The organism is Mesorhizobium sp. BH1-1-5 (assembly GCF_020165615.1).
Classification (GTDB): domain Bacteria; phylum Pseudomonadota; class Alphaproteobacteria; order Rhizobiales; family Rhizobiaceae; genus Mesorhizobium.
The window spans coordinates 146677-168414 of record NZ_JAIUIM010000008.1 but is presented as its reverse complement, the minus strand read 5'-3'; the positions used below and the strand labels follow the sequence as shown (position 1 = coordinate 168414).

Below are 21738 nucleotides of genomic sequence, written 5' to 3'. Positions count from 1 at the left end.
GACTGGCCGCCTAGTCTTGTGCGTACTTGCCCGGGAGATTCCTATGGAACCGGTAAATCTTTTCGATCTCGCCACGCGGCAGTCGCAATGGCTGGCCGTGCGCCAGTCGGCGATTGCCTCCAACATCGCCAATGCCAACACGCCGGGCTACACGGCCAATGACGTCGAGCCGTTCGAAAAGGTGCTCGACCGCACCGCGGTGACGCTTGCCGCCACGCAGGCTGGCCACCTTGGCGCCGAAACGGCCCATGCCGGCTTCAACGTCAAGCCGGAAGACGCTGACGGCGCGATCATGCCGTCGAAGAACACGGTGGTCCTCGAACAGGAGCTGATGAAGGCCGGCGAGGTGCGCCGCTCCTTCGAGCTCAACACGGCGATCGTCAAGGCCTTCCATTCGATGATGACGATGGTGGTAAAGAGCTGACCATGGATGCGCTGACTGCAGCCCTCAAAGTCGCGGCCTCCGGCCTTGGCGCCCAGTCGGAGCGCCTGCGCGTGGTCTCGGAAAACCTCGCCAACGCCCAGTCGACCGGCAACACGCCCGGCGCCGATCCCTATCGTCGCAAGACGATCACCTTCCAGTCCGAGGTCGACCGCGCAAGCGGCGGCTCGCTGGTGGAAGTGAGCGCGATCTCCCGCGATCCATCGGACTTCCCGATCGAATTCCAGCCCGGCAACGAAGCCGCCGACGACAAGGGGTACGTCAAGATGCCCAACGTCAACACGTTGGTCGAAATGGCCGACATGAGCGAGGCGAACCGCTCCTATGAAGCCAACCTGCAGGTGATCAAGCAGGCTCGCGATCTGATTTCCATGACCATCGACCTGATGAGGAACCAGTAATGATCGGCGGTATCGGGGCAATACAATTCAAGACGGCGGTAGACGGAGCGGAATCTGCGTCTCCAAGCCTGCTGCCAGGCGGCGTCGGAACGCAGGCCAGCGAAAGCGTCGGCAGCACCTTCGCCGAAGTCCTCGGCCAGGCGGCGACAAAGACCGTCAACACGCTGCAGGGCGCCGAGCAGATGTCGATACAGGCGCTCAAGGGCGATGCCGACACGCGCCAGGTCGTCGACGCGGTGCTGAGCGCCCAACAGGCGCTGCAGACCACCATCGCCATCCGCGACAAGGTCGTCTCGGCCTATCTCGAAATCAGCCGCATGAGTATCTAGGACCGCGTCATGAAAGCCCTTGCCATCGCCGCTACCGGCATGAACGCCCAGCAGACCAACCTGGAAGTCATCGCCAACAACATCGCCAACATCAACACCACCGGCTACAAGCGCGCCCGGGCCGAGTTCTCCGACCTGCTCTACCAGGTCGACCGCACGCAGGGTGTGCCCAACCGTTCCAACACCTCGCTGGTGCCGGAAGGCGTCTCGATCGGCCTCGGCGTCAAGACGACGGCGGTGCGCAACGTCCACACGCAGGGCGAACTGGCCAGCACCGGCAACAGCTTCGACCTGGCTTTGACCGGCCGAGGTTGGTTCCAGATCCAGGGCGCCGACGGCGGCACGCTCTACTCGCGCGCTGGCGCCTTCAACACCAACGCCACCGGGCAATTGGTCACAGTCGACGGCGCCGAGGTCATTCCGGCCATCACCGTGCCGACCGACGCTGTCGAGGTGATCGTCAACAAGACCGGCCAGGTCTTCGCCCGCCTCGATGGCCAGACCGACCTGCAACTGCTCGGCCAGCTTCAGATCGTCAACTTCGCCAATGAGGCGGGGCTGGCGCCGCTCGGCGACAATCTGTTCCAGGAAACGGCCGCCTCTGGTCCTGCCAATGTCGGCGTTCCGGGGGATCCCGGCTTCGCCACCATCCAGCAGGGTTATCTCGAATCCTCCAACGTCGATCCGGTCAAGGAAATCACCGAACTGATCTCCGCCCAGCGCGCCTACGAAATGAATTCCAAGGTCATCCAAGCCGCCGACGACATGGCCTCGGTGGTTTCGAAGAACATCAGGTAACGGATGATGGCCGGGCCGATCTCCTCCGCACTCCGCCGCGCCGCGCTGGCCACCGTCCTGGTGGCCACCGGCTTGCCGGCATTCGCGCAGGACACGACCGGCCAGTCGGCAAACCAGATCGCCGCCGGCCAGGCCGTCGGCGAGGCCGTGCTGATCCCCAACCGGGTCATCTATCCTGGCGAGACCATCGAGTTCGCCTCGCTCAAGCAGGTGACGCTGATCCCCGGCAAGCACAAGCCGGACGGCATGGTGACGCGCTCCGAGGAACTCCAGGGCAAGGTCGCCAAACGCACGCTTCTGCCCGGCCGCTACATCCCGGTCAGCGCCATCCGCGACGCCTGGCTGGTCGAGCAGGGCGCTTCCGTGCAGGTCTATTTCACCGCCGGCGCGCTCACCATTTCGGCGGCCGGCGTCACGCTGCAGCCAGGGGCCGCGGGCGACCAGATCAAGATCCGCAACACCGACAGCGGCAAGATCATCTTGGGCACGGTGATGGCCGACGGCACCATCAAGGTCGGCGCTTCGTGATGCGCGCCTTTGTCCTTCTGCTGAGCGCCGCCATCGGCCTTCAGCCGGCAATGGCGGATGGGCTGACGCCCAAGGCCAAGCGCGAGCTCGCGCAGAAGAACGGCGGCGTCTACGACGATCCGGAATATGATCCGGCGACCACCCAGCGCATGTTCCGGGTCTCGACCGGTCCAAGCACGCTGCCGCCCGGCCAGGTCGCCGCGCGCATCAAGGACATCGCCCAGCTGCAGAGCGCGCGCGACAACCAGCTCGTCGGCTACGGCCTGGTCATCGGCCTTGCCGGAACCGGCGACAGCCTGCGCAACTCGCCCTTCACCGAACAGTCGATTCGCGCCATGCTGGAAAACCTCGGCATCGCCACCGAAGGTGGCAGCGCGCGCGCCAAGAACGTCGCCGCCGTCATCGTCACCGCCAACATGCCGCCCTTTGTCCAGTCGGGCGCCCGCATCGACATCGACGTCTCCTCGATGGGCGACGCCACCTCGCTTGCCGGCGGCACGCTGGTGATGACGCCGCTGAAGGCGGCCGATGGCGAAATCTATGCCGTCGGTCAAGGCTCGGTGATCGTCGGCGGCTTCGTCGCACAGGGCCAGGCCGAGCAGTTGACCCAAGGCGTGCCGACTGCCGGCCGCGTGCCCAACGGCGCCATCGTCGAGCGCTCGGTGCCGGCCGAATTCGACGATCAAGGCGTATTGACGCTGCAATTGCGCAATCCCGATTTCTCCACCGCCATCCGCATCGCCGACGCCATCAACGACTATACCTCGCAGCGCTTCGGCATGCGCGTCGCCGCCGAGCGCGATGCCCGCACCGTGCAGATCAGGCGGCCGAAGAACGTCTCGGCCGCGCGTTTCTATGCCGAGATCGAGAACCTCGTCGTCGAGTCGGACGCTCCTGCCCGCGTCGTCATCGACGAGCGCACCGGCACCATCGTCATCGGCAACAATGTCAGGATCTCGCGCGTGGCCATCAGCCATGGCACGCTCACCGTGCGCATCACCGAGGCACCGCGAGTCGTGCAGCCGGAACCGTTCTCCAAGGGCGAGACCGCGGTCGAACCGTCCACCGCCATCGACGCGACCCGGCCCAACGCCCGCGTCGCCGTGCTCGACGGCCCCGATCTCGAAACGCTTGTCTCCGGCCTCAATCGCCTCGGCGTGAAGCCCGACGGCATCATCGCCATCTTGCAAGGCATCAAATCGGCCGGCGCCTTGCAGGCCGACCTGGTTCTCCAATAGGCATGCCGATGATCGCGCTTTTCTCCCCGAAGACACGCCGCCCTCTCACAGTGATCGCCGCCGCGGCAGCCGCCGCGCTGCTTGGCGGCGCTTCCGTCGGCGCGGAGGAAATTCGCCAGGTCCTGCCCGGCGGACAGGCGCCGGCCCAGCCGGCCGAACTCACGCGCGAGAAGGAGCCGGCGCAGCCGGCCGCGCTCGCGGCCGGGAAAGCGCCTGACGAAAGCGAAGTCCAGCGCTTCTGCTCCAACATCGCGGACGCAGCGCGCGACCGCCGCTACGCTCTTCAGGCCGAGGAATTGAAGCAACTGCAGGCCGGTATCGACGAGCGCGTGAAAGCGCTGGAGGCGAAGCGGGCCGAATACGAGGAATGGCTGAAGCGCCGCGAAGTGTTCCTGGCGCGCGCCGAGGACGGTGTCGTCAAGATCTATGCAGGCATGAAGCCCGATGCCGCCGCCGAACGTCTGGCGATGGTCAATGCCGAACTCGCGGCCGCCATCCTGATGAAGCTCGATTCGCGCAAGGCCGGCGTCATCCTGAACGAAATGGACCAGAAGGCGGCGGCGACGCTCACCGGCATCATGGCCAGCGCGGCGCGAAGGGTTGATCCGTCATGAAGTTGAAATTCTCTGTTCTCGTCGCGGTTGCGGCGCTGTCCGGCTGCGGCACCAATTTCAAGGAGATCGGCCGGGAGCCCGCGCTGTCGCCGGTCGGTTCCGGCATCGGTGAAGGCGGTTCCGGACCCTATAGCTATCCCGAGCCGCCTGCCTCGCGGCCGAAGAAATTCTCGCTGTGGGACGACCGCCAGAGCCGGCTCTTTACCGATCCGCGCGCGCTGCGCGCCGGCGATATCCTGACCGTCAACATCAAGCTCAACGACAGGGCCAATTTCAAGAACCAGAACGACCGCAGCCGCACCGCCGCGCGCAAGCTCGGCTACGACATCAATCTCGGCTGGGAGAAGGCGAGCACAAGCGGCAAGGGCGATGCCGGCTTGAGCTCCAGCACCGAAACCAACGCCGACGGCGAAATCAAACGCTCGGAAGACCTCGCCCTCAACGTCGCCGCCGTCGTCACCGAGGTGCTGCCCAACGGCAATCTGATGATCAGGGGCTCGCAGGAGGTCCGCGTCAACTACGAGCTTCGGGTGCTGACCATTGCCGGCATGGTTCGTCCGTCCGACATCGGCGCGGAGAACACCATACCCTATGAGCGCATCGCCGAGGCGCGCATTTCCTATGGCGGCCGCGGCCGTGTGAGCGAGGTCCAGCAGCCGGCCTATGGCCAGCAGGTCCTCGACCAGGTTCTTCCCTTCTAGGACTGGGAGCGGCTGCCGTGGCGAATGTCGAACAGGTCCAGCCCAAGAAGGGACCTTCCCTGGTGATCCAGCTCGCCATGCTGCTGGCGATGACGGGCGCGGCTATCGGCATGGGCTGGTTTTCCGGCGGCTATCTCAAGCAAGGCGAAACGCCGAAGCCGGTTCCCGCGGCGCCGGAAAACGCCGGCACAGCGGAAAAACCCGCCGAAGGCGGCAAGGCGACAGCCGGGCCGACGCTGGTTCAGCTGGCGCCGATCACCACCAATCTCGCCTCGCCGTCGGACGTCTGGATCCGGCTGGAGGCGTCGCTGCTCTATGACGCCCCGCAGCCGGCGGAAATGACCGAGCAGGTCCACCAGGATCTGCTCGCCTTCGTGCGCACGCTCAAGCTGCACCAGATCGAAGGCGCCAGCGGCTACCAGCATCTCAAGGCCGATCTCGAAGAGCGCGCGGCGCTGCGCAGCGGCGGTCACGCCAAACAGGTTCTCGTCAGGACGATGCTGCTCGAATGAGAAAGTTCCTCATAGCCACGGCGCTCATCGTCGTCACCACTTCCGTCGCCGCGGCCCAGCAGCTCGATCTTGGCGGCATCGGTAAGGCCGACGGCACGACGGTCGGCTATCTGATCCAGATGTTCGGCCTGCTTACAGTGCTTTCGGTGGCGCCCGGCCTTTTGATCATGGTGACGAGCTTCACTCGCTTCGTCATCGCCTTCTCGATCCTGCGTGCCGGCATCGGCCTGCAATCGACACCGGCCAACCTGATCCTGATCTCGCTGTCGCTGTTCATGACCTTCTATGTCATGGCGCCGACCTTCGACCAGGCCTGGAACACCGGCGTGAAGCCGCTGATGGACAACCAGATTACCCAGGGCGAGGCGTTCGAGAAGATCTCCGGCCCGTTCCGCGACTTCATGCTGCACAATGTGCGCGACAAGGATTTCGACCTCTTCGCCGACCTCGCCCGCGAACGCGGCCAGACCGTTTCGCGCGAGACCGTCGACCTGCGCATCCTGGTGCCGGCCTTCATGATCTCCGAGATCCGGCGCGGCTTCGAGATCGGCTTCCTCATCGTCCTGCCCTTCCTGGTCATCGACCTCATCGTCGCCACCGTCACCATGGCCATGGGCATGATGATGCTGCCGCCGACGGTGGTGTCGCTGCCGTTCAAGATCCTGTTCTTCGTGCTGATCGACGGCTGGAACCTTTTGGTCGGCAGCCTGGTGCGGTCCTTCACCTGACGACGCCGGGGCGAGTGCTGGAAACGCACTCCCGTTCCATTCGAATTTTACGCAATATATTTTCGATTAACCGTCCGATTTAGGTCTTTGGTAGGGACTTCCCGCCATAGTCGCTCGCAGATGGCGGGTGACCCAGCTGAGCGGTCATTGGCATGATGCCGCACCGTCATACCGGACATGCCGGTATGTCAAAAAAATCCGTGTAAAAATAGGGTACGAGTACCATGGCCAGTATCATGACCAACGCCTCGGCGTTGACCGCTCTGCAGAGCTTGAACGCCACCCAGAAGAACCTCGACACCACCCAGGCCCGCATCTCGACGGGTTATCGCGTTTCCCAGGCTTCGGACAACGCCGCTTACTGGTCGATCGCCACCACGATGCGCTCCGACAACCAGGCTATGTCCACCGTTTCGGACGCTCTCGGCCTCGGCGCCTCGAAGGTCGACACCGCCTACACCGGCATGGACAGCGCGATCACGACCATCAACCAGATCCAGCAGAAGCTGACCGCTTCCTACGGCCAGACCGATGCTTCGAAGGAAAAGACCCAGGTCGAAATCGCCGCTCTTCAGAAGCAGTTGAAGGCCTACGCCGACGGCGCCACCTTCTCCGGCACTAACATGCTCTCGGTCAACAGCGGCACCACCGCCACGACCGCAGCCGACGTCAAGATCGTTTCGGCCTTCAACCGCAGCGCCACCGGCGCGGTTTCGATCTCGACGATCGACGTCAACGTCGAAAGCATCAAGCTCTACGAAGCCGGCACGGCCACGGGCGTGTCGAAGGGCATCCTCGACGCCGACCGCCTCGGCACCGACGGCAGCGTCGCGGCGGCCGCCTCGAACCCGACCCTGGGTAACGCTGCGGCGGCCACCGACACCTATTCGGTCGCCAGCCTGAAGATCTTCTCTGGCACCACCGCCGCCAGCGACACTCAGATCCAGGCGATGATGAACGTCGTCGATGCCGCGCTCAAGTCCATGACGAACGCCGCGACCAAGCTCGGCGCCGCCAAGAGCTCGATCGACCTGCAGAAGACCTTCACCTCGAGCCTGATGGACTCCATCGATCGCGGCGTCGGCCAGCTCGTCGATGCCGACATGAACAAGGAATCGACCCGCCTCCAGGCGCTGCAGGTTCAGCAGCAGCTCGGCGTCCAGGCGCTGTCGATCGCCAACGGCTCGTCGCAGTCGATCCTGTCGCTCTTCCGCGGCTGATCGCTCTAAAAACAGCTACATCAGACAATCGGGGCGCGCCAAAAGCGCGCCCCGATTTGCGTTGAACAGTTCCCTCTTTCACGCAAGCGGGGACGGCCCATCTCTTTGCTTTGAAGCGAACTCCACATCGAAAATCGTTTTCAAACTTTTCTTGGAATTGCTCTTGCTTAAGGCTCGCGCAACCCTCGTTCCTTAACCTCTCGAAAGCCTACTTTTAACAGGCCATTAACCATATCGAGCTAGGTATGGTTAACCAATGACTTAGGTTGTCGAATCGGCCCGACCGGCACGATCGCAACCGATGGGCAGGCCGATCCTGGCCTGTGTGGCATGCCGGCTTTGAGAAGGAGCGAGTTTCTTGGCGAGCATCATGACGAACGCTGCGGCGTTGACTGCACTTCAAAGCCTCAACGCCACCAACAAATCGCTCGAGCAGACGCAGGCCCGGATCTCGACCGGCTACCGGGTCTCCGAGGCCGCCGACAACGCAGCATACTGGTCGATCGCCACCACCATGCGCTCCGACAATTCGGCCCTGTCGACGGTGCAGGACGCGCTCGGCCTTGGCGCCTCGAAGGTCGACACTGCCTACACCGGCATAAACAATGTGCTGACCACCGTCGGCCAGCTCAAGACCAAGCTGCTTTCGATGGTTGGCCAGACGGATGCCAGCAAGGCGAAAACGCAGACGGAAATCACCACGCTGCAGGCGCAGATGAAGTCCTTCGCCGATGCCGCCACCTTCTCCGGCTCGAATTTTCTTTCGGTGATCTCCAAGCAGGTCACCAATCCCAATGACGGCGTCCAGTCCGACGCCAAGATCGTCGCCTCGTTCAACCGCTCTTCCTCAGGTGCCATCTCGCTCGGAACGATCGACGTCGATGTCGAAAGCACCAAGCTGTTCGATTCCGGCCTCTCCACCGCCGTCAAGAACCAGGGCATCCTCGATCGGAAGACTTCGATCTATTCCACCGCCGCCGACCAGTCGGCATATGATGCCGCCTACGCCGCCTCGATCGCCATCGGCAAAACCGACATCGCCGCCAACGCCGATGGCCAGGCCGCTGTGACGGGCACGCCCGTCAAGATCGACAACGTCTCCGCCTTCAACCTCGATATCACGGCGCCGGGCGTGACCGACGACATCATCACGCAGATGGTCACCAAGATCGACAACGTCATGAGCCAGCTGACGGACTCCGCCACCGTGCTTGGCGCTGCCAAGAGCTCGATCGACCTGCAGAAGACCTTCACGCAGAGCCTGATGGACTCCATCGACCGCGGCGTCGGCCAGCTCGTCGATGCCGACATGAACAAGGAATCGACCCGCCTGCAGGCGCTCCAGGTCCAGCAGCAGCTCGGCATCCAGTCCCTGTCGATCGCCAACAGCTCCTCGCAGTCGATCCTGCAGCTGTTCAAGAACGGCTAAGCCGCCCGATCGCCTCGACGAACGAAAAAGGCCGCGCCTGAGGCGCGGCCTTTTTCGTTACTCGGATGGCGGCCGCCTGTCCGGCGCTTTGCCGGACCTTCGGCGGCACGCCCTATCATCCTCGCACAAGCTTCGCAGTCTAGTCTTCCGGCGGACAGTCATGCTGGGAGCGGTTGAATCGTGCCTGAACAGATCCAGAGCATCATCGCGAATTTGAAGAGCTTCGGCGTGCGACGTCTGGCGCTGATGGGCGGTATCGCGGCCCTGGTCATGGCCGTCATCGGCATCGCTTCCGTCTATCTCAACCGTCCAGCTTACGAGACGCTCTATGTCGGCCTCGAGCGTTCCGACGTCAATCAGATCGGCCTGGTGCTGGCCGATGCCGGCATCGGCTTCGATGTCGGCTCCGACGGAACCTCCGTGCTGGTGCCGGCCGGCACCACCGCGCAGGCGCGCATGCTGCTTGCCGAGAAAGGCCTGCCGACCAGCGCCAATGCCGGCTACGAGCTGTTCGACAATGTCGGCTCGCTCGGCCTCACCTCCTTCATGCAGCAGATCACGCGCGTGCGCGCGCTGGAAGGCGAGATCGCGCGCACCATCCAGTCGATTTCCGGCGTCAAGGCGGCGCGCGTCCACATCGTCATGTCCGAGCGCGCCAATTTCCGCCGCGACGAGCAGCAGCCTTCCGCATCGGTGGTCATCCGCTATGCCGGCAACGATGCGGAGAAGAGCGCCATGTCGATCCGCCACCTCGTCGCCGCGGCCGTTCCAGGCCTCTCGGCGGACAAGGTCACCGTGCTCGACTCAAACGGCAACCTTTTGGCCGCCGGCGACGACCCGTCCAACACGAGTGCGGCTCGCACGCTCGGCGTCGAGCAGACGGTCGAGGCGCAGATCGGCGACAACATCCGCCGCGCCCTCACGCCCTATCTCGGTCCCGACAATTTCCGCGCCAGCGTCAAGGCCGACGTCAACACCGACACCCGCCAGACCGAGGAGACGATCTTCGATCCGAACTCGCGCGTCGAGCGTTCGGTGCAGTCGGTGAAGACCAACGAGGCCAGCAACCAGAAGCAGGCCTCGACCCCGACAAGCGTCGAGCAGAACCTGCCCGAGACGCAGACCACCAGCACCGAGGGGCCGCAATCCACCTCGCAGAACGACCGCAAGGAAGAGATCACCAACTACGAGATCAACTCCAAGAAGATCGCCACCGTCTCCAACGGCTACACGGTCAACAAGATGTCGATCGCGGTCGTCGTCAACCAGGATCGGCTGAAGACCATCCTCGGCAAGGACGCCACGCCCGAGCAGATCGCCAAGCGCGTCGCCGATATCCAGAAGATGGTGGCCTCGGCGACCGGCTTCGACGACAAGCGCGGCGATATCATCGACGTGTCGGCCGTCGAGTTCATCAACGGCCTCGACGGCGAGCCGATCGACCAGCCTGGCATCCTCGCATCGATCGGCACCTATACCGGCACGCTGATCAATGCCGGCGCCTTCATCGTCGTCGTCTTCCTGGTTGCCTTCTTCGGCTTGAAGCCGATGGCCGCCGCGCTGACGGCGTCGGCGAAGCCCGCGGCCATTGCCGGCCCGAGCTTCGACGACGTCCAGCGCTCCTTGCCGACGCCCGATGCGCCCGTCGCCGCGATCACCGCCGACACCCTGCCCGGCGCGCGCGCCGGCGCAACCCCGCTCGACGACCTGCGCCAGAAAATCCGGCCGGCGCCGCAGGAGCGGCTGGCCCGCATGGTCGACCTCAACGAGGAGCGCACCGCGCAGATCCTGCGCAAATGGGCGGCCGCCCCGGAAGCCGTGGGTTAGGCCATGGCCTCGGCGCTCTTCGATCTCCTGCCCGATTTCGGTTCGCGAACCCCGCGTGCCAGCCAGCCGCCGTCCGCACGCGCCGCCGAGCATATACCTGTGGCGCCAGCGCCGCAGGCCGATATCGGCGCGCTGATCGCCGAGGCGGTGGCCGACGCGGAAGCCGCGCTCGAGGCGCGCCTTGCGCTTTCCCATCAGGCGGCGCTCGACGCCGAGCGCCAGGCCAATGACGATGCGGCGAAAGCTTTCCTTGAAAGCTTCGGCGGCGATCTCGGCGCTGCTGTCGCCACGCGGATCGAGGCCATGGAGCAGCGCGTTGCCGCGCTTGCCGGCGCGACCGTCGCCCGCATCGTCGGCGGCCTTCTCAGCGACGACCTGCAGCAACGTTCGCTGCAGGCCCTTTCGCGCACCATCGGCGCCGCGGTCGCCGACAGCGAGGCCGTGCGTATCGGTGTCCGGGGGCCGCTCTCGCTGTTCGAGCCGCTGCAGGCGGCACTCGGATCCCGCGTCGCCAATCTCGACTTCACCGAGGCGCCGGGCTTCGACCTGACCGTCACCATTGACGAAACGGTGTTCGAAACGCGTATCGCCGAGTGGTCGGCGTCCTTGTCGGAGGTCTTGTCATGAGCGCCGTCGACCATGCCGACCCCCGGCACGAGATCATCATCGTCAAGCGCAATCACGACGGTCACGACGACGGTCACCATGGTGGTGTGTGGAAGATCGCCTTCGCCGACTTCATGACGGCGATGATGTGCTTCTTCCTCGTCATGTGGCTGATCAACGCCGCCAACGAGCAGACCAAGGCAGCCGTCGCCAGCTATTTCAATCCGGTCGAGCTGATCGACCGCAACTCCAGCCGCAAGGGTCTGGAAGACCTTGGTGACGGCCCGAGCAAGGTCGGGCTGACCGCGGACAACCCGCAGCAGGGCGCGACCAAGGCCGGCGATAACGGCAAGGGCGGCGCCGGTTCCTCCGAACGCCGGCAGACCAAGGATGGGGCGCAGGATGCCCAGCTCTCCGACGAAAAGCTGTTTGCCGATCCTTATGCCGTGCTGGCGGAGATCGCCGCCGATACGGGAGTGATGCAGAACGTCAGCGCCAAGGGCGAAGGTGGCGCCCAGACGTCCGGTCCTGCGACAGGCGCCTCCGGCGGCGAATCCTACCGCGATCCGTTCGCGCCGGATTTCTGGTCGCAGCAGGTGGCGGCGCCCGATGCCGAGGCAACCGCCGAGCGCGCCAAAATCGACGGCGATCCGGTCAAGCCCGGCGACAAGGTCGCCACGGTGGCCGTGCCGAAGGTGAAGGCCGTTCCGGCTGCACCTCCGCTCACGGCCGCGCCGCTCGAGCCGCTGGCAACTCAGGAAAAGACCGACGCCAAGAACGGCCAAAAAGCCGCGCAGGGCGAGTCCGAGAAGCCATCGAGTGAAGCCAGCAAGACCGAGAAGGCACAGGGCGGGAAAGCCGAAACCGACAAGCGCGAGGCCGCAGCCGGCGACGCTAAAGCTGAGGCGGCGAAGGCGGAAAAGACCGAACAAGAGCAAGCCGCAGACAAGGCTGACAAGGCGCCGAGCAAAGCCGCTCTTCAGGAAGCGGCGGACATCAAGAAGGAACTCGCCAAGGCATTCCTTCCGGGCGAGAAGCTCGCCGACGGCGTCTCGGTCGAGGCCACCGACAAGGGTGTCGTGATTTCGATCACCGACCAGCTCGATTTCGGCATGTTCGAGATCGGCTCGGCCATGCCGCGCCGCGAGCTTGTGCTGGCGATGGAAAAGATCGGCCACATCATCAACGAGAAGAAGGGCACCATCACCATCAGCGGCCACACCGATGCGCGGCCGTTCCGAAGCGACACTTACGACAACTGGCGGCTGTCCACCGCGCGCGCCCATTCGGCCTACTACATGCTGGTGCGCGGCGGCGTCGACGAAAGCCGCATCACCGAGGTCGCGGGCTTCGCCGACCGGCAGCCCAAGATCGCCGCCGATCCGATGGCTGCCGCGAACCGGCGCATCGAAATCCTGATGGCTGCTGGCGGATGAAGGGCAGAACCGTCATCGGCGGCGCGATAGCGCTGCTATTGCTTGCCGCGGCGCCGACATCGTCGGCCTTCGCACAAGACGCCCTGCAGCCCTATCAGCTGGTGCGTTCGCTGCAGCTGATCCAGGATCGCATTGCCGGCGGCGATCATGCCGCGCTGCCGATGCAGGCAAAGCTGCTCGAAATGATCGACGCCCGGATGCGCGACGCGAATGCCGAGGATTTCAAGGAACCGAAGAACTTCCGCGCTCTGCTCGTCTATGGCATGAGCGGCGGCAATCCGGTGACGGTCGCGGCGGCGGCCTCGCGCGCGATAACCGACCCGCAAAGCCTGGCCATCGCCAAAGGCGTCGTCGCCTATCTGAGCGGGCGGCCGGCCGAGGCGATCGACATGCTGAAGCCGATCGATCCGATGAGCGTGCCCGCCGACCTCGGCGCCTTCCTGGCGTTGGTCAAGGGCTCGCTGCTCGCGACCGATGACCCGGCGGCAGCGCTCACGCTGCTCGACGAGGCGCGCCTGCTCAGCCCCGGCACGCTGGTCGAGGAGGCTGCGCTTCGCCGCTCCGTGGGCATCGCGGCCGCGCAGGGCGACGCCGCCCGTTTCGCGCTGGCTTCGACCCAATATGTCGCGTCCTACCTCTATTCGCCCTACGCGAGCCAGTTCGCCGATGCCTTCGTTTCCGGCGTCATCACGCTGCACATGGCGATCAGCCAGGACAAGATCGCCGACATCACCTCGATAATGGATCCCGAGCGCGAGAAAGTGATCTACCTGCGCATCGCGCGCCATGCCGCGATCGACGGCATGACCGAGCTCTCGGCTTTCGCCTCGGCCAAGGCGGAGCTCGGCCGCAACGGCAACGGCAACCAGGACGACCCGCGCACCCAGCTGTATTCGAGCCTTTCCACCATGACATCGGCCAGTGTCGACGAGGTGCGCGCCAAGCTCGGCAAGATTGATCGCGGCAAGCTTTCGCGAAGCGACCGTGAACTGCTTGACGCTGCGCGGGCTGTCGCCGGCGAGGTGGTGGCGCCGGTGAAAGCGGCCGCCAAAGCCGACGCTGCACCGACAACCGTCGCAAAAGATGACGAGGCGAAATCCGTGGCCGAGGCCTCGGCCGATCCGGCCAATGCGGACCTGCCTCCGGTGGAAGGAGCAATGCCCGACCAGCCGACGGTTGCGGCACGCGATCCAGCGGTCGCGACAAGCGATCCGGCGGTCGCCGCGAGCGATCCGGCGAAGGACGCGCCGACCGCGGTTTCGCCGCCCCCTGCTCCACAGCCGGCGCAGACATCGGCTGAAACGCCGGCGGCCGCTCCGGCGCCGACTGACGCCGCGCCGGTGGTGCAGGCATCCGCGCCGGCCGCCTCGAATACGCAAGACCCGATCGACGCGGCGGTGACCAGCACGCGGCGTCAGCTCGACCAGATCGACCAACTCCTCGGAGCAGCCCCGAAATGACCAGCGTCAGCCAGACCCTGCCGGGCTTAGCTTCGTCCCAATCCCAGCCCCGGCAACATGCCGCCGGCAGCAAGGATGGAGATCAGAATTTCGGCGAAATGGTGCATGGGTCCGAGAAGCCCGAACGGCCGCAGGACAAGCACGCGACCGGACCGGTAGTGCCGAACGCGCATTCTGCAAGGCGCTCGCCGGTCAACAACGGCAACCGGGAGCCGGACCAGGATTCGCAGGGGAAAACCGGCACGCAGAAAGCAGCGACGGGAAAGTCCGCCAAGACCAGCGCCCAGACCGATCAGGCGAAGCCGAAGGCGGACAAGGATTCCACCGCGCAAGCCGACGATTCCGCACCGCTGCAGGATCGCCTGCCGTTGCTGATGGCGCTGAGCGACATGAAGCATTTCGCGCAGTCGTCGGGCGCGAGCGGCACAGGTTCCGCCGAAGGCGAAGATGGCGCCGGCGAGCACGGATCACTGGAATTGCCGCTGCGCGCGGGCAAGCGCACGGCGGTCGACAGTTCCGTCGAGCCGCGATCGCGATCCGCCCGTTCGACGGCGGCTGAAGATCACGGGCCCGACTTCGGGCAGAAGCCGGTAAAGGCGGACGCAGCTCTCGACATGCCGGGCCGCAGCGATATCAAGATCTTGCCGACGCAAGGGAATGAGCCGCAGGCCGACAGCCTGGCGCCTCCGCAAGGCTGGCGGCCGGCTTCCGCCTCCAAGACCTCGCAACAATCGCAGTCGACCACGCAGCAGACACCGGCCAAGCCGTCTTCTTCAGCCGCACGGATGGACGTCGTCAGCCAGCAGAGCTTCCCGGCGCCGGCACAAAACCCGATCGGCCAGACCGCGTCGGCACTGGTTGAAGCGCTTGCCTCCGACAAGGGCGCCCAGCAGGCCTTCGCAAGCGCCTCGTCAGGCTCGCAGACGACCAATTCTGTTGCCGTTCCGACACATGTGCTGAAGATCGAGCTCCACCCTTCGGAGCTCGGATCGGTTACCGCCAGCCTACGGCTCTCGGGGGAGCAACTTTCGATTGAGATGAAGCCCGCGACACACGAGGCATACCGCCGTCTCACTGCCGACAGCGACGCCATCGTCAAGTCCATGCGCAGTCTCGGCTTCGACGTCGACAAGGTTACGATCCTGCAACCTTCGATAGCAGTGCATGCGGCCAGCCGCAGCGACGCAACCAGCGCCATGCCGATGTCGACAGGCCGCGACCAGCCTTCGTTCCAGCCCGGGAACTCGGGCGGCAACGGCTCGGGCGGCGACCGGCAACCGGGAAGGAACGATGGCAATGGCGCACAGGAATTCGGTCGTGCCGCTCCGCCTCATCGCGAGGGTGCTGGCGACGATATGTATATCTAGTTTCGCCGCCGGCACAGCCAGCGCCGCCGCCAATCCCTGCGAGCCGGAGATCCTGCGCGCCGCCGATCGCTACGGCGTGCCGGCCGGCATCCTCTACGCCGTCGGCCTGACCGAGACCGGAAAGAAAGGCAGCCTTCAGCCTAATGCCTTGAATATAGAGGGAAAAGCTGTCTTTCCGCGCAGCCGCGGCGAAGCGCTCGCGACATTCGAGAATGCCCGCCGCGAGGGCAAGACATTGATCGATCTCGGCTGCATGCAGATCAACCAACACTATCACGGCGATCACTTCCGCAGCGTCGACGACATGCTCGATCCGCATCAGAATGTCGACTACGCGGCGCGCTTCCTGGCGAGCCTGCATGCCAGGCACATGACCTGGTCGATGGCCGTCGCCCGCTATCATGCCGGCCCCGACAACGATCCCGCGCAGAAGGTCTATGTCTGCCGCGTCATCGCCAACATGGTCGCCACCGGCTTCGGCAAATGGACGCCGAATGCCAGCGCTTTCTGCAACCAATAGTTGCTTGTTCTTTAACCCCGATCAGCCTTCGCCAGCCTATCGGCCGGCACCAATATTCATCGGCCAAAAGTGGGGGCAAATACACCTGCGCGACCGCTTTTATTACGGCTCTCAAAAAAACTCCCAAGAAAATAGTTACAAGAAATGATGGTTTTTCAGGATTCACCGCGCCGGCTACCCCTTTCCGCACGGGGCAGATGAACTGATTCGGGGGCGGGTCGATGATCGTGATCGTTGATGAGCGAGAGCTCGTAACAGCGGGCTACTCTTCACTTTTCGATCGCGAGGGAGTGGCCACGGCCGGCTTCGCGCCGGGCGAATTCGGCGAGTGGGTGAGTTCCGCCGCCGACACCGATCTCAGATGCGTCCGGGCATTTCTCATCGGCGACTGCCGCGATGGCGCGATATCGCCGCGCCAGATCCGCGACCGCACCGGCGCACCGGTGATCGCGCTCAGCGAACACCACTCGCTCGAACATACGTTGCGACTGTTCGAAAGCGGCGTCGACGACGTCGTCCGCAAGCCTGTCCATATCCGCGAGATCCTCGCTCGTATCACCGCCATCCGCCGTCGCGGTTCCGAAGAAGCCGCCTATACCGAAGTCGGGTCGATGCGCATCTTCATGGATGGCCGCGACCCGGAGATCGACGGCGAGCCGCTGCCGCTGCCGCGGCGCGAGCGGCGCATCCTGGAATACCTGGCCAGCAACCGCGGCCGGCGCGTGACCAAGACGCAGGTCTTCAACGCCATCTACGGCATCTTCGACGAGGAGGTCGAGGAGAACGTGGTGGAGAGCCACATCTCGAAGCTGCGTAAGAAGCTGCGCGAGAAGCTCGGCCGCGACCCAATCGATTCCAAGAGGTTTCTCGGCTACCGGCTGATATTTTGATGGCCGCCCAAGGCACATCCCGCGCCAGCCTCGCGCAAGACACGAGGCATAGTTTCATGGCCTCCTACCCAGGCACTGCGGAGATCCATCGATGAGCCTCTACGGAATGATGCGGACCGGCGTTTCCGGTATGAACGCGCAGGCCAACCGCCTTTCCGCGGTGGCCGACAACATCGCCAACTCGGACACCACCGGCTACAAGCGCTCTTCGGCCGAGTTCTCGACACTGATCATGCCCGGCACCGGGGGCGCCTATAATTCGGGCGGGGTGACCACCACGATCCGCTCGGCCGTCAGCACGCAAGGCGTCATGACCTACACCACCTCGGTGTCCGACCTTGCCGTCAACGGCGATGGCTTCTTCGTCGTCCAGGATGCCAGCGGCACGCCCTATATGACCCGCGCCGGTTCCTTCGTTCCGGATGCGCAAGGCCGATTGGTCAATGCCGCGGGTTACCAGCTCATGGCCTACAGCTACGCCAATGGCGAACCGGCCGCGACGGCCAACGGCTTCGAAGGCCTCGTGCCGGTGCAGATCTCCGACCAGGAGATGACGGCGACGCCGAGCACCGAGGGTCTCTTCTCCGGCAACCTGCCGGCGGGCGCGACGCCACCCTCCGGCCCGCTGCCGTCCACCAACGGCGCGACCGCCGAATACACATCGAAGACCTCGCTGGTTGCCTATGATAATCTCGGCAACAGGAAGCTGCTCGACGTCTATTTCACCAACACCGGCGCCGGCACCTGGCAGGTCTCGGTCTTCGATCAGTCGAAGGCGACGCCCGGCACCTCCTTCCCCTACACCGGCGGCGCATTGGCATCGCAGAACCTTACCTTCGACACCACCACGGGCAAGATCACCGGCACCGACAATATATCCTTCACCGTGCCGGGCGGCTCGACGCTGAACCTCGATCTCTCCAAGGTCACCCAGCTCGGCACCGGCTTCACCGTCGCCGACGCCAAGGTCAACGGCAACGCGCCGAGCTCCATCCAGAAGGTGCAGATCGGCCAGGATGGCGTCATCTACGCGCAGTTCGAGGACGGCTCGACCAAGGCGCTGTACAAGATCCCGCTGGCCGATGTTCAGAGCCCCGACAACCTCACCGCCATGCCCGGCAACGTCTATGTGCAGAGCACCGACTCCGGCGCCGTCCACATCGGCTTTGCCAATGAGGGCAAGCTCGGCTCCATCGTCTCCGGGGCGCTTGAAAACTCCAACGTCGATATCGCCGAGGAGCTGACCAACATGATCGCGGCGCAGCGCAGCTACACCGCCAATTCCAAGGTCTTCCAGACCGGTTCGGACCTGATGGACGTCCTCGTCAACCTGAAGAGATAAACGACGGGCGCCGCCCGTGAAAGATCAGCATGTCGCTTTCCTCCGCACTAAGCATTGCCCAGTCGGCGCTTCTGGCCACGTCCAAGCAGACCAGCGTCGTATCGCGCAATGTGGCCGATGCGTCGAACCCGGACTACACCCGCCGCATCGCCGTGGTAACCAGCACGGCACCCGGCGCCCGGGCGGTGGAAATCCAGCGCACCGCCAATGACCTCTTGTTCCGGCAGAACCTCTCTGCGCTGTCGGCGTGGAGCGGCCAGAGCGCGCTTTACAACGGCATGGATCAGCTCGACCTATCGGTCAACGGGGTCGACAATGCGTCGTCCCCCTCCACCGCGATCGCCGACCTGCAGAAAGCCCTGCAGCTCTATGCCACCACGCCGTCGAACCAGAACCTCGGCACCAGCGTCGTCGACGCCGCGAAGCAGGTGGTGAATTCGCTGAACAGCGGCACCAAGGCGATCCAGGACTTCCGCACCCAGGCGGACAGTCAGATCTCCACCGCCGTCAACGATCTCAACTCGCTGCTCAGCCAGTTCCAGGACGCAAACAAGGCGGTCATCTCGGGCACCCGGTCCGGCACCGATGTCTCCGACGCGCTCGACCAGCGCGACGCCCTCCTGAAGAAGATATCGGAATATGTCCCGGTCTCGACCTTCACGCGCGGCGACAACGACATGGTCATCACCACCAAGGACGGCACGACGCTGTTCGAGACCGTGCCGCGTTCGGTGACCTTCACGCCGTCTGCCGGTTATTCGGCCGGCACATCCGGCACCACGATCTACATCGACAATGTGCCGGTCTCGGCCGGCACTGCCGACAACGCCACCGCCGACGGCAAGCTTGCGGGCCTTCTGAAGCTGCGCGACGGCGTCGCCTCGACCATGCAGAGCCAGCTCGACGAAATCGCGCGTGGCCTCATCACGGCATTTGCCGAAACCTCGTCGTCGCAGCCCAATGCGACCGGCCTGTTCACATGGTCCGGCGCGCCTGCAATTCCGGCCGCCGGCACCCTGGTCGACGGCCTCGCCGGCACGATCAGCGTCAACGCCGCCTTCGATCCGAGCGCCGGCGGCAATCCCGCGCTGCTGCGCGACGGCGGCGCCAACGGCGCGGCTTATGTCGCCAACACCAGCGGCGGCGCATCCTATGCGGACCTTCTGATCGGCTACTCCAGCAAGCTCGATCAGCCGATGGCCTTCGACAGCTCGGCCGGCATCACCGTCAGCTCCGGCGTCTCCGACTATGCGGCCAACGCCATCGGCTGGTTCGAGGGCGTGCGCCAGCAGGCCTCGACCAATGCCGACAGCAAGCAAGCGCTGGCGGCGCGCACGGCCGAGGCGCTCTCCAACGACACCGGGGTCAATGTCGACCAGGAAATGTCCCTGCTGCTTGACCTCGAGCACACCTATCAGGCCTCGGCGCATATGATGAAGACGGTAAGCGACATGCTGGACGCCTTGATGAGCGCGGTAGGATAATTCATGAAAGCGACAGGCGTTTCCTCAGCGGCCATTTCCAACGCGCTGCGTTACCAGCAGGCAAAGATGCAGGCCGACCTCATCAAGGCGACGAAGGAATCGCAAACCGGCACGGTCGCCGATGTCGGCCTGGCGCTTGGCAGCCGCACGACCCAGGCCGTCACCTTCCAGCGCGATCTCGACCGGCTGAACGGCATTGTCGATTCCAACGCGCTCGTCTCCGCGCGCCTGACATCGACCCAGGATTCGCTCGGCCAGATCGCCGGTGCCGCGCAGAGCTTCCTGTCGGCGTTGACCAGCGGCGTGTCGGGCGACTCCTCGACCAGCATCCTGCAGACCGCCGGCTCCTCGGCGCTGCAGCAGATGACGGGCATCCTCAACACCAGCGTCAACGGCGAATATCTGTTTGCCGGCACAAACACCGACGTCAAGCCGGTCGACGATTTCAACGCCGCCGGCTCGCCGGCCAAGGCTGCGTTCGATGCCGCCTTTTCGAGCTATTTCGGCTTTACCCAGACAGATCCGGGGGCGGCGAACATCACCGCCGCGCAGATGGACGACTTCATCACCACCAAGGTCGAGCCGCAATTCCTGGGCGCCGCCTGGCAGGCCAACTGGTCGAGCGCCACCGACGACCAGATCACCAGCCGCATTTCGCTCAACGAGACCACCCAGACCTCGGTCAGCGCCAACGACCAAGGCATCCGCAAGCTTGCCATGGCGTCCGCCATGGTCAGCAGCCTGCTTACCGGCAGCATCAGCGAGGCTGCCCAGAACGCCGTCGTCGACCGCGCGCAGGCGCTGGTCGGCGAAGCCATCGGCGGCATCACCCAAGTGCGGGCAGAGACGGGCCTTGCCCAGCAGCGCGTGTCCGACGCCAGCGACCGCATGAAGACCCAGGTCGATCTCTTCGAGAAGCATATCGTCGATCTCGAAGGCGTCGATCCGGCGGAAGCCGCCACCCGCGTCGCCGACCTGACGCAGCATATCGAGACGTCCTTCGCCTTGACCGCGCGTCTGCAGCAGCTCAGCCTGCTCAACTACCTGACTTGAACACGTAAACCGGAACGCCAGGGCGCCGACGATGTATCAATTCTCCTACGCCGACATCCAGACCGACTCCGTCGCCGACGCCAAGGACCGGGAGCGGCAGTTGCTCACCCGCTCGATCGACATGCTGGCCGCGGCGGCAGCCGTCGGCACCGATTCGATGGAAGCGGTCGAGGCGCTGCACTTCACCAACCGCGTCTGGACCACCTTCGTCGAGGATCTCGGCTCCAGCGACAACGCCCTGCCTAAGGAGCTGCGCGCCAACCTGATCTCCATCGGCCTGTGGCTGCTGCGCGAGACGGAAGACATCCGCCAGGGCCGCACCAACAATTTCGAAGGACTGATCGAGGTCTCCCAGATCATCCGAGACGGCATCCAATGACCAACACGCTGAAGATCTCGCTGAAGCCCAACGAGAAGATCTATATCAACGGCGCGGTCATTCGCGTCGACCGCAAGGTCACCATCGAGCTGATGAACGACGTGCAATTCCTGCTCGAAAGCCATGTCATCCAGGCCGACCAGGCCTCGACGCCGCTCAGGCAGCTTTATTTCATCGTGCAGATCATGCTGATCAACCCGGCGGGCGTCGCCGAGGCGCGCGACATGTTCCGTCGTTCGCTGCCGATGCTGATCGCAAGCTTCGACAACCTGGACATCTGCACGGGCCTGAAGCAGATCGACCGCATGGTCGGCGAGGATGATATCTATGAGGCGCTGAAGGCGATCCGCGCGCTCTACCCGCTCGAGCGCAGGGCGCTCGAGGACAATGACGACATTCCCGAAACGCCCCGCGCATTGGCTGTAGGAGCATAA

At 64.6% G+C, this 21738-nt stretch carries 24 protein-coding genes; all 24 read left to right on the top strand.

Annotated elements, in window-relative coordinates; all coding sequences use genetic code 11:
• Positions 1-43 precede the first annotated feature (43 nt).
• The 24 genes from flgB (at position 44) to flbT (ending at position 21738) form a co-directional block, all read left to right on the top strand.
• A complete protein-coding gene (gene flgB / locus LB572_RS13330) occupies positions 44-424 on the top strand; it encodes a flagellar basal body rod protein FlgB (protein ID WP_140827508.1) in 381 nt (126 codons plus the stop codon).
• Between the two features lie 2 nt (positions 425-426).
• Entirely contained in the window at positions 427-843 is a 417-nt protein-coding gene (flgC, locus tag LB572_RS13325; protein WP_140803116.1) for a flagellar basal body rod protein FlgC, read from the top strand.
• Positions 843-1172 (top strand): flagellar hook-basal body complex protein FliE, encoded by a 330-nt coding sequence (locus LB572_RS13320; protein WP_224668024.1) that lies wholly within the window; start codon positions 843-845, stop codon positions 1170-1172. Before flgC ends, LB572_RS13320 begins: the two co-directional genes overlap by 1 nt.
• 9 nt (positions 1173-1181) lie before the next feature.
• Positions 1182-1970, top strand: coding sequence for a flagellar basal-body rod protein FlgG (gene flgG, locus LB572_RS13315; RefSeq protein WP_040989957.1), 789 nt, complete (start codon positions 1182-1184; stop codon positions 1968-1970).
• Between the two features lie 6 nt (positions 1971-1976).
• On the top strand, positions 1977-2498 hold the full coding sequence (flgA, locus tag LB572_RS13310) for a flagellar basal body P-ring formation chaperone FlgA (protein ID WP_224668023.1): 522 nt from the start codon (positions 1977-1979) through the stop codon (positions 2496-2498).
• A gap of 149 nt (positions 2499-2647) precedes the next feature.
• The gene (locus LB572_RS13305; protein WP_224668075.1) at positions 2648-3736 is read left to right on the top strand and encodes a flagellar basal body P-ring protein FlgI; all 1089 of its coding nucleotides are present in this window, start codon (positions 2648-2650) and stop codon (positions 3734-3736) included.
• A 2-nt stretch (positions 3737-3738) separates the two neighbouring features.
• The gene (locus LB572_RS13300) at positions 3739-4350 is read left to right on the top strand and encodes a MotE family protein (RefSeq protein WP_412033559.1); all 612 of its coding nucleotides are present in this window, start codon (positions 3739-3741) and stop codon (positions 4348-4350) included.
• Positions 4347-5051 carry a flagellar basal body L-ring protein FlgH gene (gene flgH, locus LB572_RS13295; RefSeq protein WP_140803122.1) on the top strand — a complete coding sequence of 235 codons (705 nt, stop codon included), beginning with the start codon at positions 4347-4349 and terminating at the stop codon, positions 5049-5051. Before LB572_RS13300 ends, flgH begins: the two co-directional genes overlap by 4 nt.
• Before the next feature lie 17 nt (positions 5052-5068).
• The gene (gene fliL / locus LB572_RS13290) at positions 5069-5563 is read left to right on the top strand and encodes a flagellar basal body-associated protein FliL (RefSeq protein WP_224668022.1); all 495 of its coding nucleotides are present in this window, start codon (positions 5069-5071) and stop codon (positions 5561-5563) included.
• Positions 5560-6291 carry a flagellar type III secretion system pore protein FliP gene (gene fliP, locus LB572_RS13285; RefSeq protein WP_095766375.1) on the top strand — a complete coding sequence of 244 codons (732 nt, stop codon included), beginning with the start codon at positions 5560-5562 and terminating at the stop codon, positions 6289-6291. The genes fliL and fliP overlap by 4 nt, the downstream gene beginning before the upstream one ends.
• Before the next feature lie 224 nt (positions 6292-6515).
• Positions 6516-7511: a flagellin gene (locus LB572_RS13280; protein ID WP_140803124.1), complete on the top strand. Its 996-nt coding sequence runs from the start codon at positions 6516-6518 to the stop codon at positions 7509-7511.
• Between the two features lie 358 nt (positions 7512-7869).
• Positions 7870-8940, top strand: coding sequence for a flagellin (locus tag LB572_RS13275; RefSeq protein WP_224668021.1), 1071 nt, complete (start codon positions 7870-7872; stop codon positions 8938-8940).
• Positions 8941-9120: 180 nt separating this feature from the next.
• Positions 9121-10767 carry a flagellar basal-body MS-ring/collar protein FliF gene (gene fliF / locus LB572_RS13270; RefSeq protein ID WP_224668020.1) on the top strand — a complete coding sequence of 549 codons (1647 nt, stop codon included), beginning with the start codon at positions 9121-9123 and terminating at the stop codon, positions 10765-10767.
• A 3-nt stretch (positions 10768-10770) separates the two neighbouring features.
• A complete protein-coding gene (locus LB572_RS13265; protein WP_224668019.1) occupies positions 10771-11394 on the top strand; it encodes a hypothetical protein in 624 nt (207 codons plus the stop codon).
• Positions 11391-12809, top strand: coding sequence for a MotB family protein (locus LB572_RS13260; protein WP_224668018.1), 1419 nt, complete (start codon positions 11391-11393; stop codon positions 12807-12809). The genes LB572_RS13265 and LB572_RS13260 overlap by 4 nt, the downstream gene beginning before the upstream one ends.
• The gene (locus LB572_RS13255) at positions 12806-14269 is read left to right on the top strand and encodes a chemotaxis protein MotC (protein ID WP_224668017.1); all 1464 of its coding nucleotides are present in this window, start codon (positions 12806-12808) and stop codon (positions 14267-14269) included. Before LB572_RS13260 ends, LB572_RS13255 begins: the two co-directional genes overlap by 4 nt.
• Positions 14266-15636 (top strand): flagellar hook-length control protein FliK, encoded by a 1371-nt coding sequence (locus LB572_RS13250; protein WP_224668016.1) that lies wholly within the window; start codon positions 14266-14268, stop codon positions 15634-15636. Before LB572_RS13255 ends, LB572_RS13250 begins: the two co-directional genes overlap by 4 nt.
• Entirely contained in the window at positions 15566-16156 is a 591-nt protein-coding gene (locus LB572_RS13245) for a transglycosylase SLT domain-containing protein (RefSeq protein ID WP_224668015.1), read from the top strand. The genes LB572_RS13250 and LB572_RS13245 overlap by 71 nt, the downstream gene beginning before the upstream one ends.
• 221 nt (positions 16157-16377) lie before the next feature.
• Entirely contained in the window at positions 16378-17046 is a 669-nt protein-coding gene (locus tag LB572_RS13240; protein ID WP_140803131.1) for a response regulator transcription factor, read from the top strand.
• 91 nt (positions 17047-17137) lie between these two features.
• A complete protein-coding gene (locus LB572_RS13235) occupies positions 17138-18388 on the top strand; it encodes a flagellar hook protein FlgE (protein ID WP_224668014.1) in 1251 nt (416 codons plus the stop codon).
• Between the two features lie 29 nt (positions 18389-18417).
• Positions 18418-19872: a flagellar hook-associated protein FlgK gene (flgK, locus tag LB572_RS13230; protein WP_224668013.1), complete on the top strand. Its 1455-nt coding sequence runs from the start codon at positions 18418-18420 to the stop codon at positions 19870-19872.
• A gap of 3 nt (positions 19873-19875) precedes the next feature.
• Complete coding sequence (locus LB572_RS13225) at positions 19876-20925, top strand: flagellar hook-associated family protein (RefSeq protein ID WP_140803134.1); 1050 nt, start codon at positions 19876-19878, stop codon at positions 20923-20925.
• A gap of 31 nt (positions 20926-20956) precedes the next feature.
• Positions 20957-21304, top strand: a complete 348-nt coding sequence (gene flaF / locus LB572_RS13220) for a flagellar biosynthesis regulator FlaF (RefSeq protein ID WP_027165130.1) — start codon at positions 20957-20959, stop codon at positions 21302-21304.
• Positions 21301-21738 (top strand): flagellar biosynthesis repressor FlbT, encoded by a 438-nt coding sequence (flbT, locus tag LB572_RS13215; RefSeq protein WP_224668012.1) that lies wholly within the window; start codon positions 21301-21303, stop codon positions 21736-21738. The genes flaF and flbT overlap by 4 nt, the downstream gene beginning before the upstream one ends.

Excerpts from the sequence above, each read along its gene's own strand:
- LB572_RS13300 (WP_412033559.1), top strand. The coding sequence starts at position 3,739 with ATGCCGATGATCGCGCTTTTCTCCCCGAAGACACGCCGCCCTCTCACA.
- flbT (WP_224668012.1), top strand. The coding sequence starts at position 21,301 with ATGACCAACACGCTGAAGATCTCGCTGAAGCCCAACGAGAAGATCTAT.
- fliP (WP_095766375.1), top strand. The coding sequence starts at position 5,560 with ATGAGAAAGTTCCTCATAGCCACGGCGCTCATCGTCGTCACCACTTCC.
- LB572_RS13250 (WP_224668016.1), top strand. The coding sequence starts at position 14,266 with ATGACCAGCGTCAGCCAGACCCTGCCGGGCTTAGCTTCGTCCCAATCC.
- LB572_RS13255 (WP_224668017.1), top strand. The coding sequence starts at position 12,806 with ATGAAGGGCAGAACCGTCATCGGCGGCGCGATAGCGCTGCTATTGCTT.
- LB572_RS13305 (WP_224668075.1), top strand. The coding sequence starts at position 2,648 with ATGTTCCGGGTCTCGACCGGTCCAAGCACGCTGCCGCCCGGCCAGGTC.
- LB572_RS13240 (WP_140803131.1), top strand. The coding sequence starts at position 16,378 with ATGATCGTGATCGTTGATGAGCGAGAGCTCGTAACAGCGGGCTACTCT.
- LB572_RS13280 (WP_140803124.1), top strand. The coding sequence starts at position 6,516 with ATGGCCAGTATCATGACCAACGCCTCGGCGTTGACCGCTCTGCAGAGC.
- LB572_RS13235 (WP_224668014.1), top strand. The coding sequence starts at position 17,138 with ATGAGCCTCTACGGAATGATGCGGACCGGCGTTTCCGGTATGAACGCG.
- flgC (WP_140803116.1), top strand. The coding sequence starts at position 427 with ATGGATGCGCTGACTGCAGCCCTCAAAGTCGCGGCCTCCGGCCTTGGC.
- flgG (WP_040989957.1), top strand. The coding sequence starts at position 1,182 with ATGAAAGCCCTTGCCATCGCCGCTACCGGCATGAACGCCCAGCAGACC.
- flgK (WP_224668013.1), top strand. The coding sequence starts at position 18,418 with ATGTCGCTTTCCTCCGCACTAAGCATTGCCCAGTCGGCGCTTCTGGCC.
- flgA (WP_224668023.1), top strand. The coding sequence starts at position 1,977 with ATGGCCGGGCCGATCTCCTCCGCACTCCGCCGCGCCGCGCTGGCCACC.
- LB572_RS13265 (WP_224668019.1), top strand. The coding sequence starts at position 10,771 with ATGGCCTCGGCGCTCTTCGATCTCCTGCCCGATTTCGGTTCGCGAACC.
- LB572_RS13245 (WP_224668015.1), top strand. The coding sequence starts at position 15,566 with ATGGCGCACAGGAATTCGGTCGTGCCGCTCCGCCTCATCGCGAGGGTG.
- LB572_RS13260 (WP_224668018.1), top strand. The coding sequence starts at position 11,391 with ATGAGCGCCGTCGACCATGCCGACCCCCGGCACGAGATCATCATCGTC.
- LB572_RS13225 (WP_140803134.1), top strand. The coding sequence starts at position 19,876 with ATGAAAGCGACAGGCGTTTCCTCAGCGGCCATTTCCAACGCGCTGCGT.
- LB572_RS13320 (WP_224668024.1), top strand. The coding sequence starts at position 843 with ATGATCGGCGGTATCGGGGCAATACAATTCAAGACGGCGGTAGACGGA.
- flgH (WP_140803122.1), top strand. The coding sequence starts at position 4,347 with ATGAAGTTGAAATTCTCTGTTCTCGTCGCGGTTGCGGCGCTGTCCGGC.
- flgB (WP_140827508.1), top strand. The coding sequence starts at position 44 with ATGGAACCGGTAAATCTTTTCGATCTCGCCACGCGGCAGTCGCAATGG.
- flaF (WP_027165130.1), top strand. The coding sequence starts at position 20,957 with ATGTATCAATTCTCCTACGCCGACATCCAGACCGACTCCGTCGCCGAC.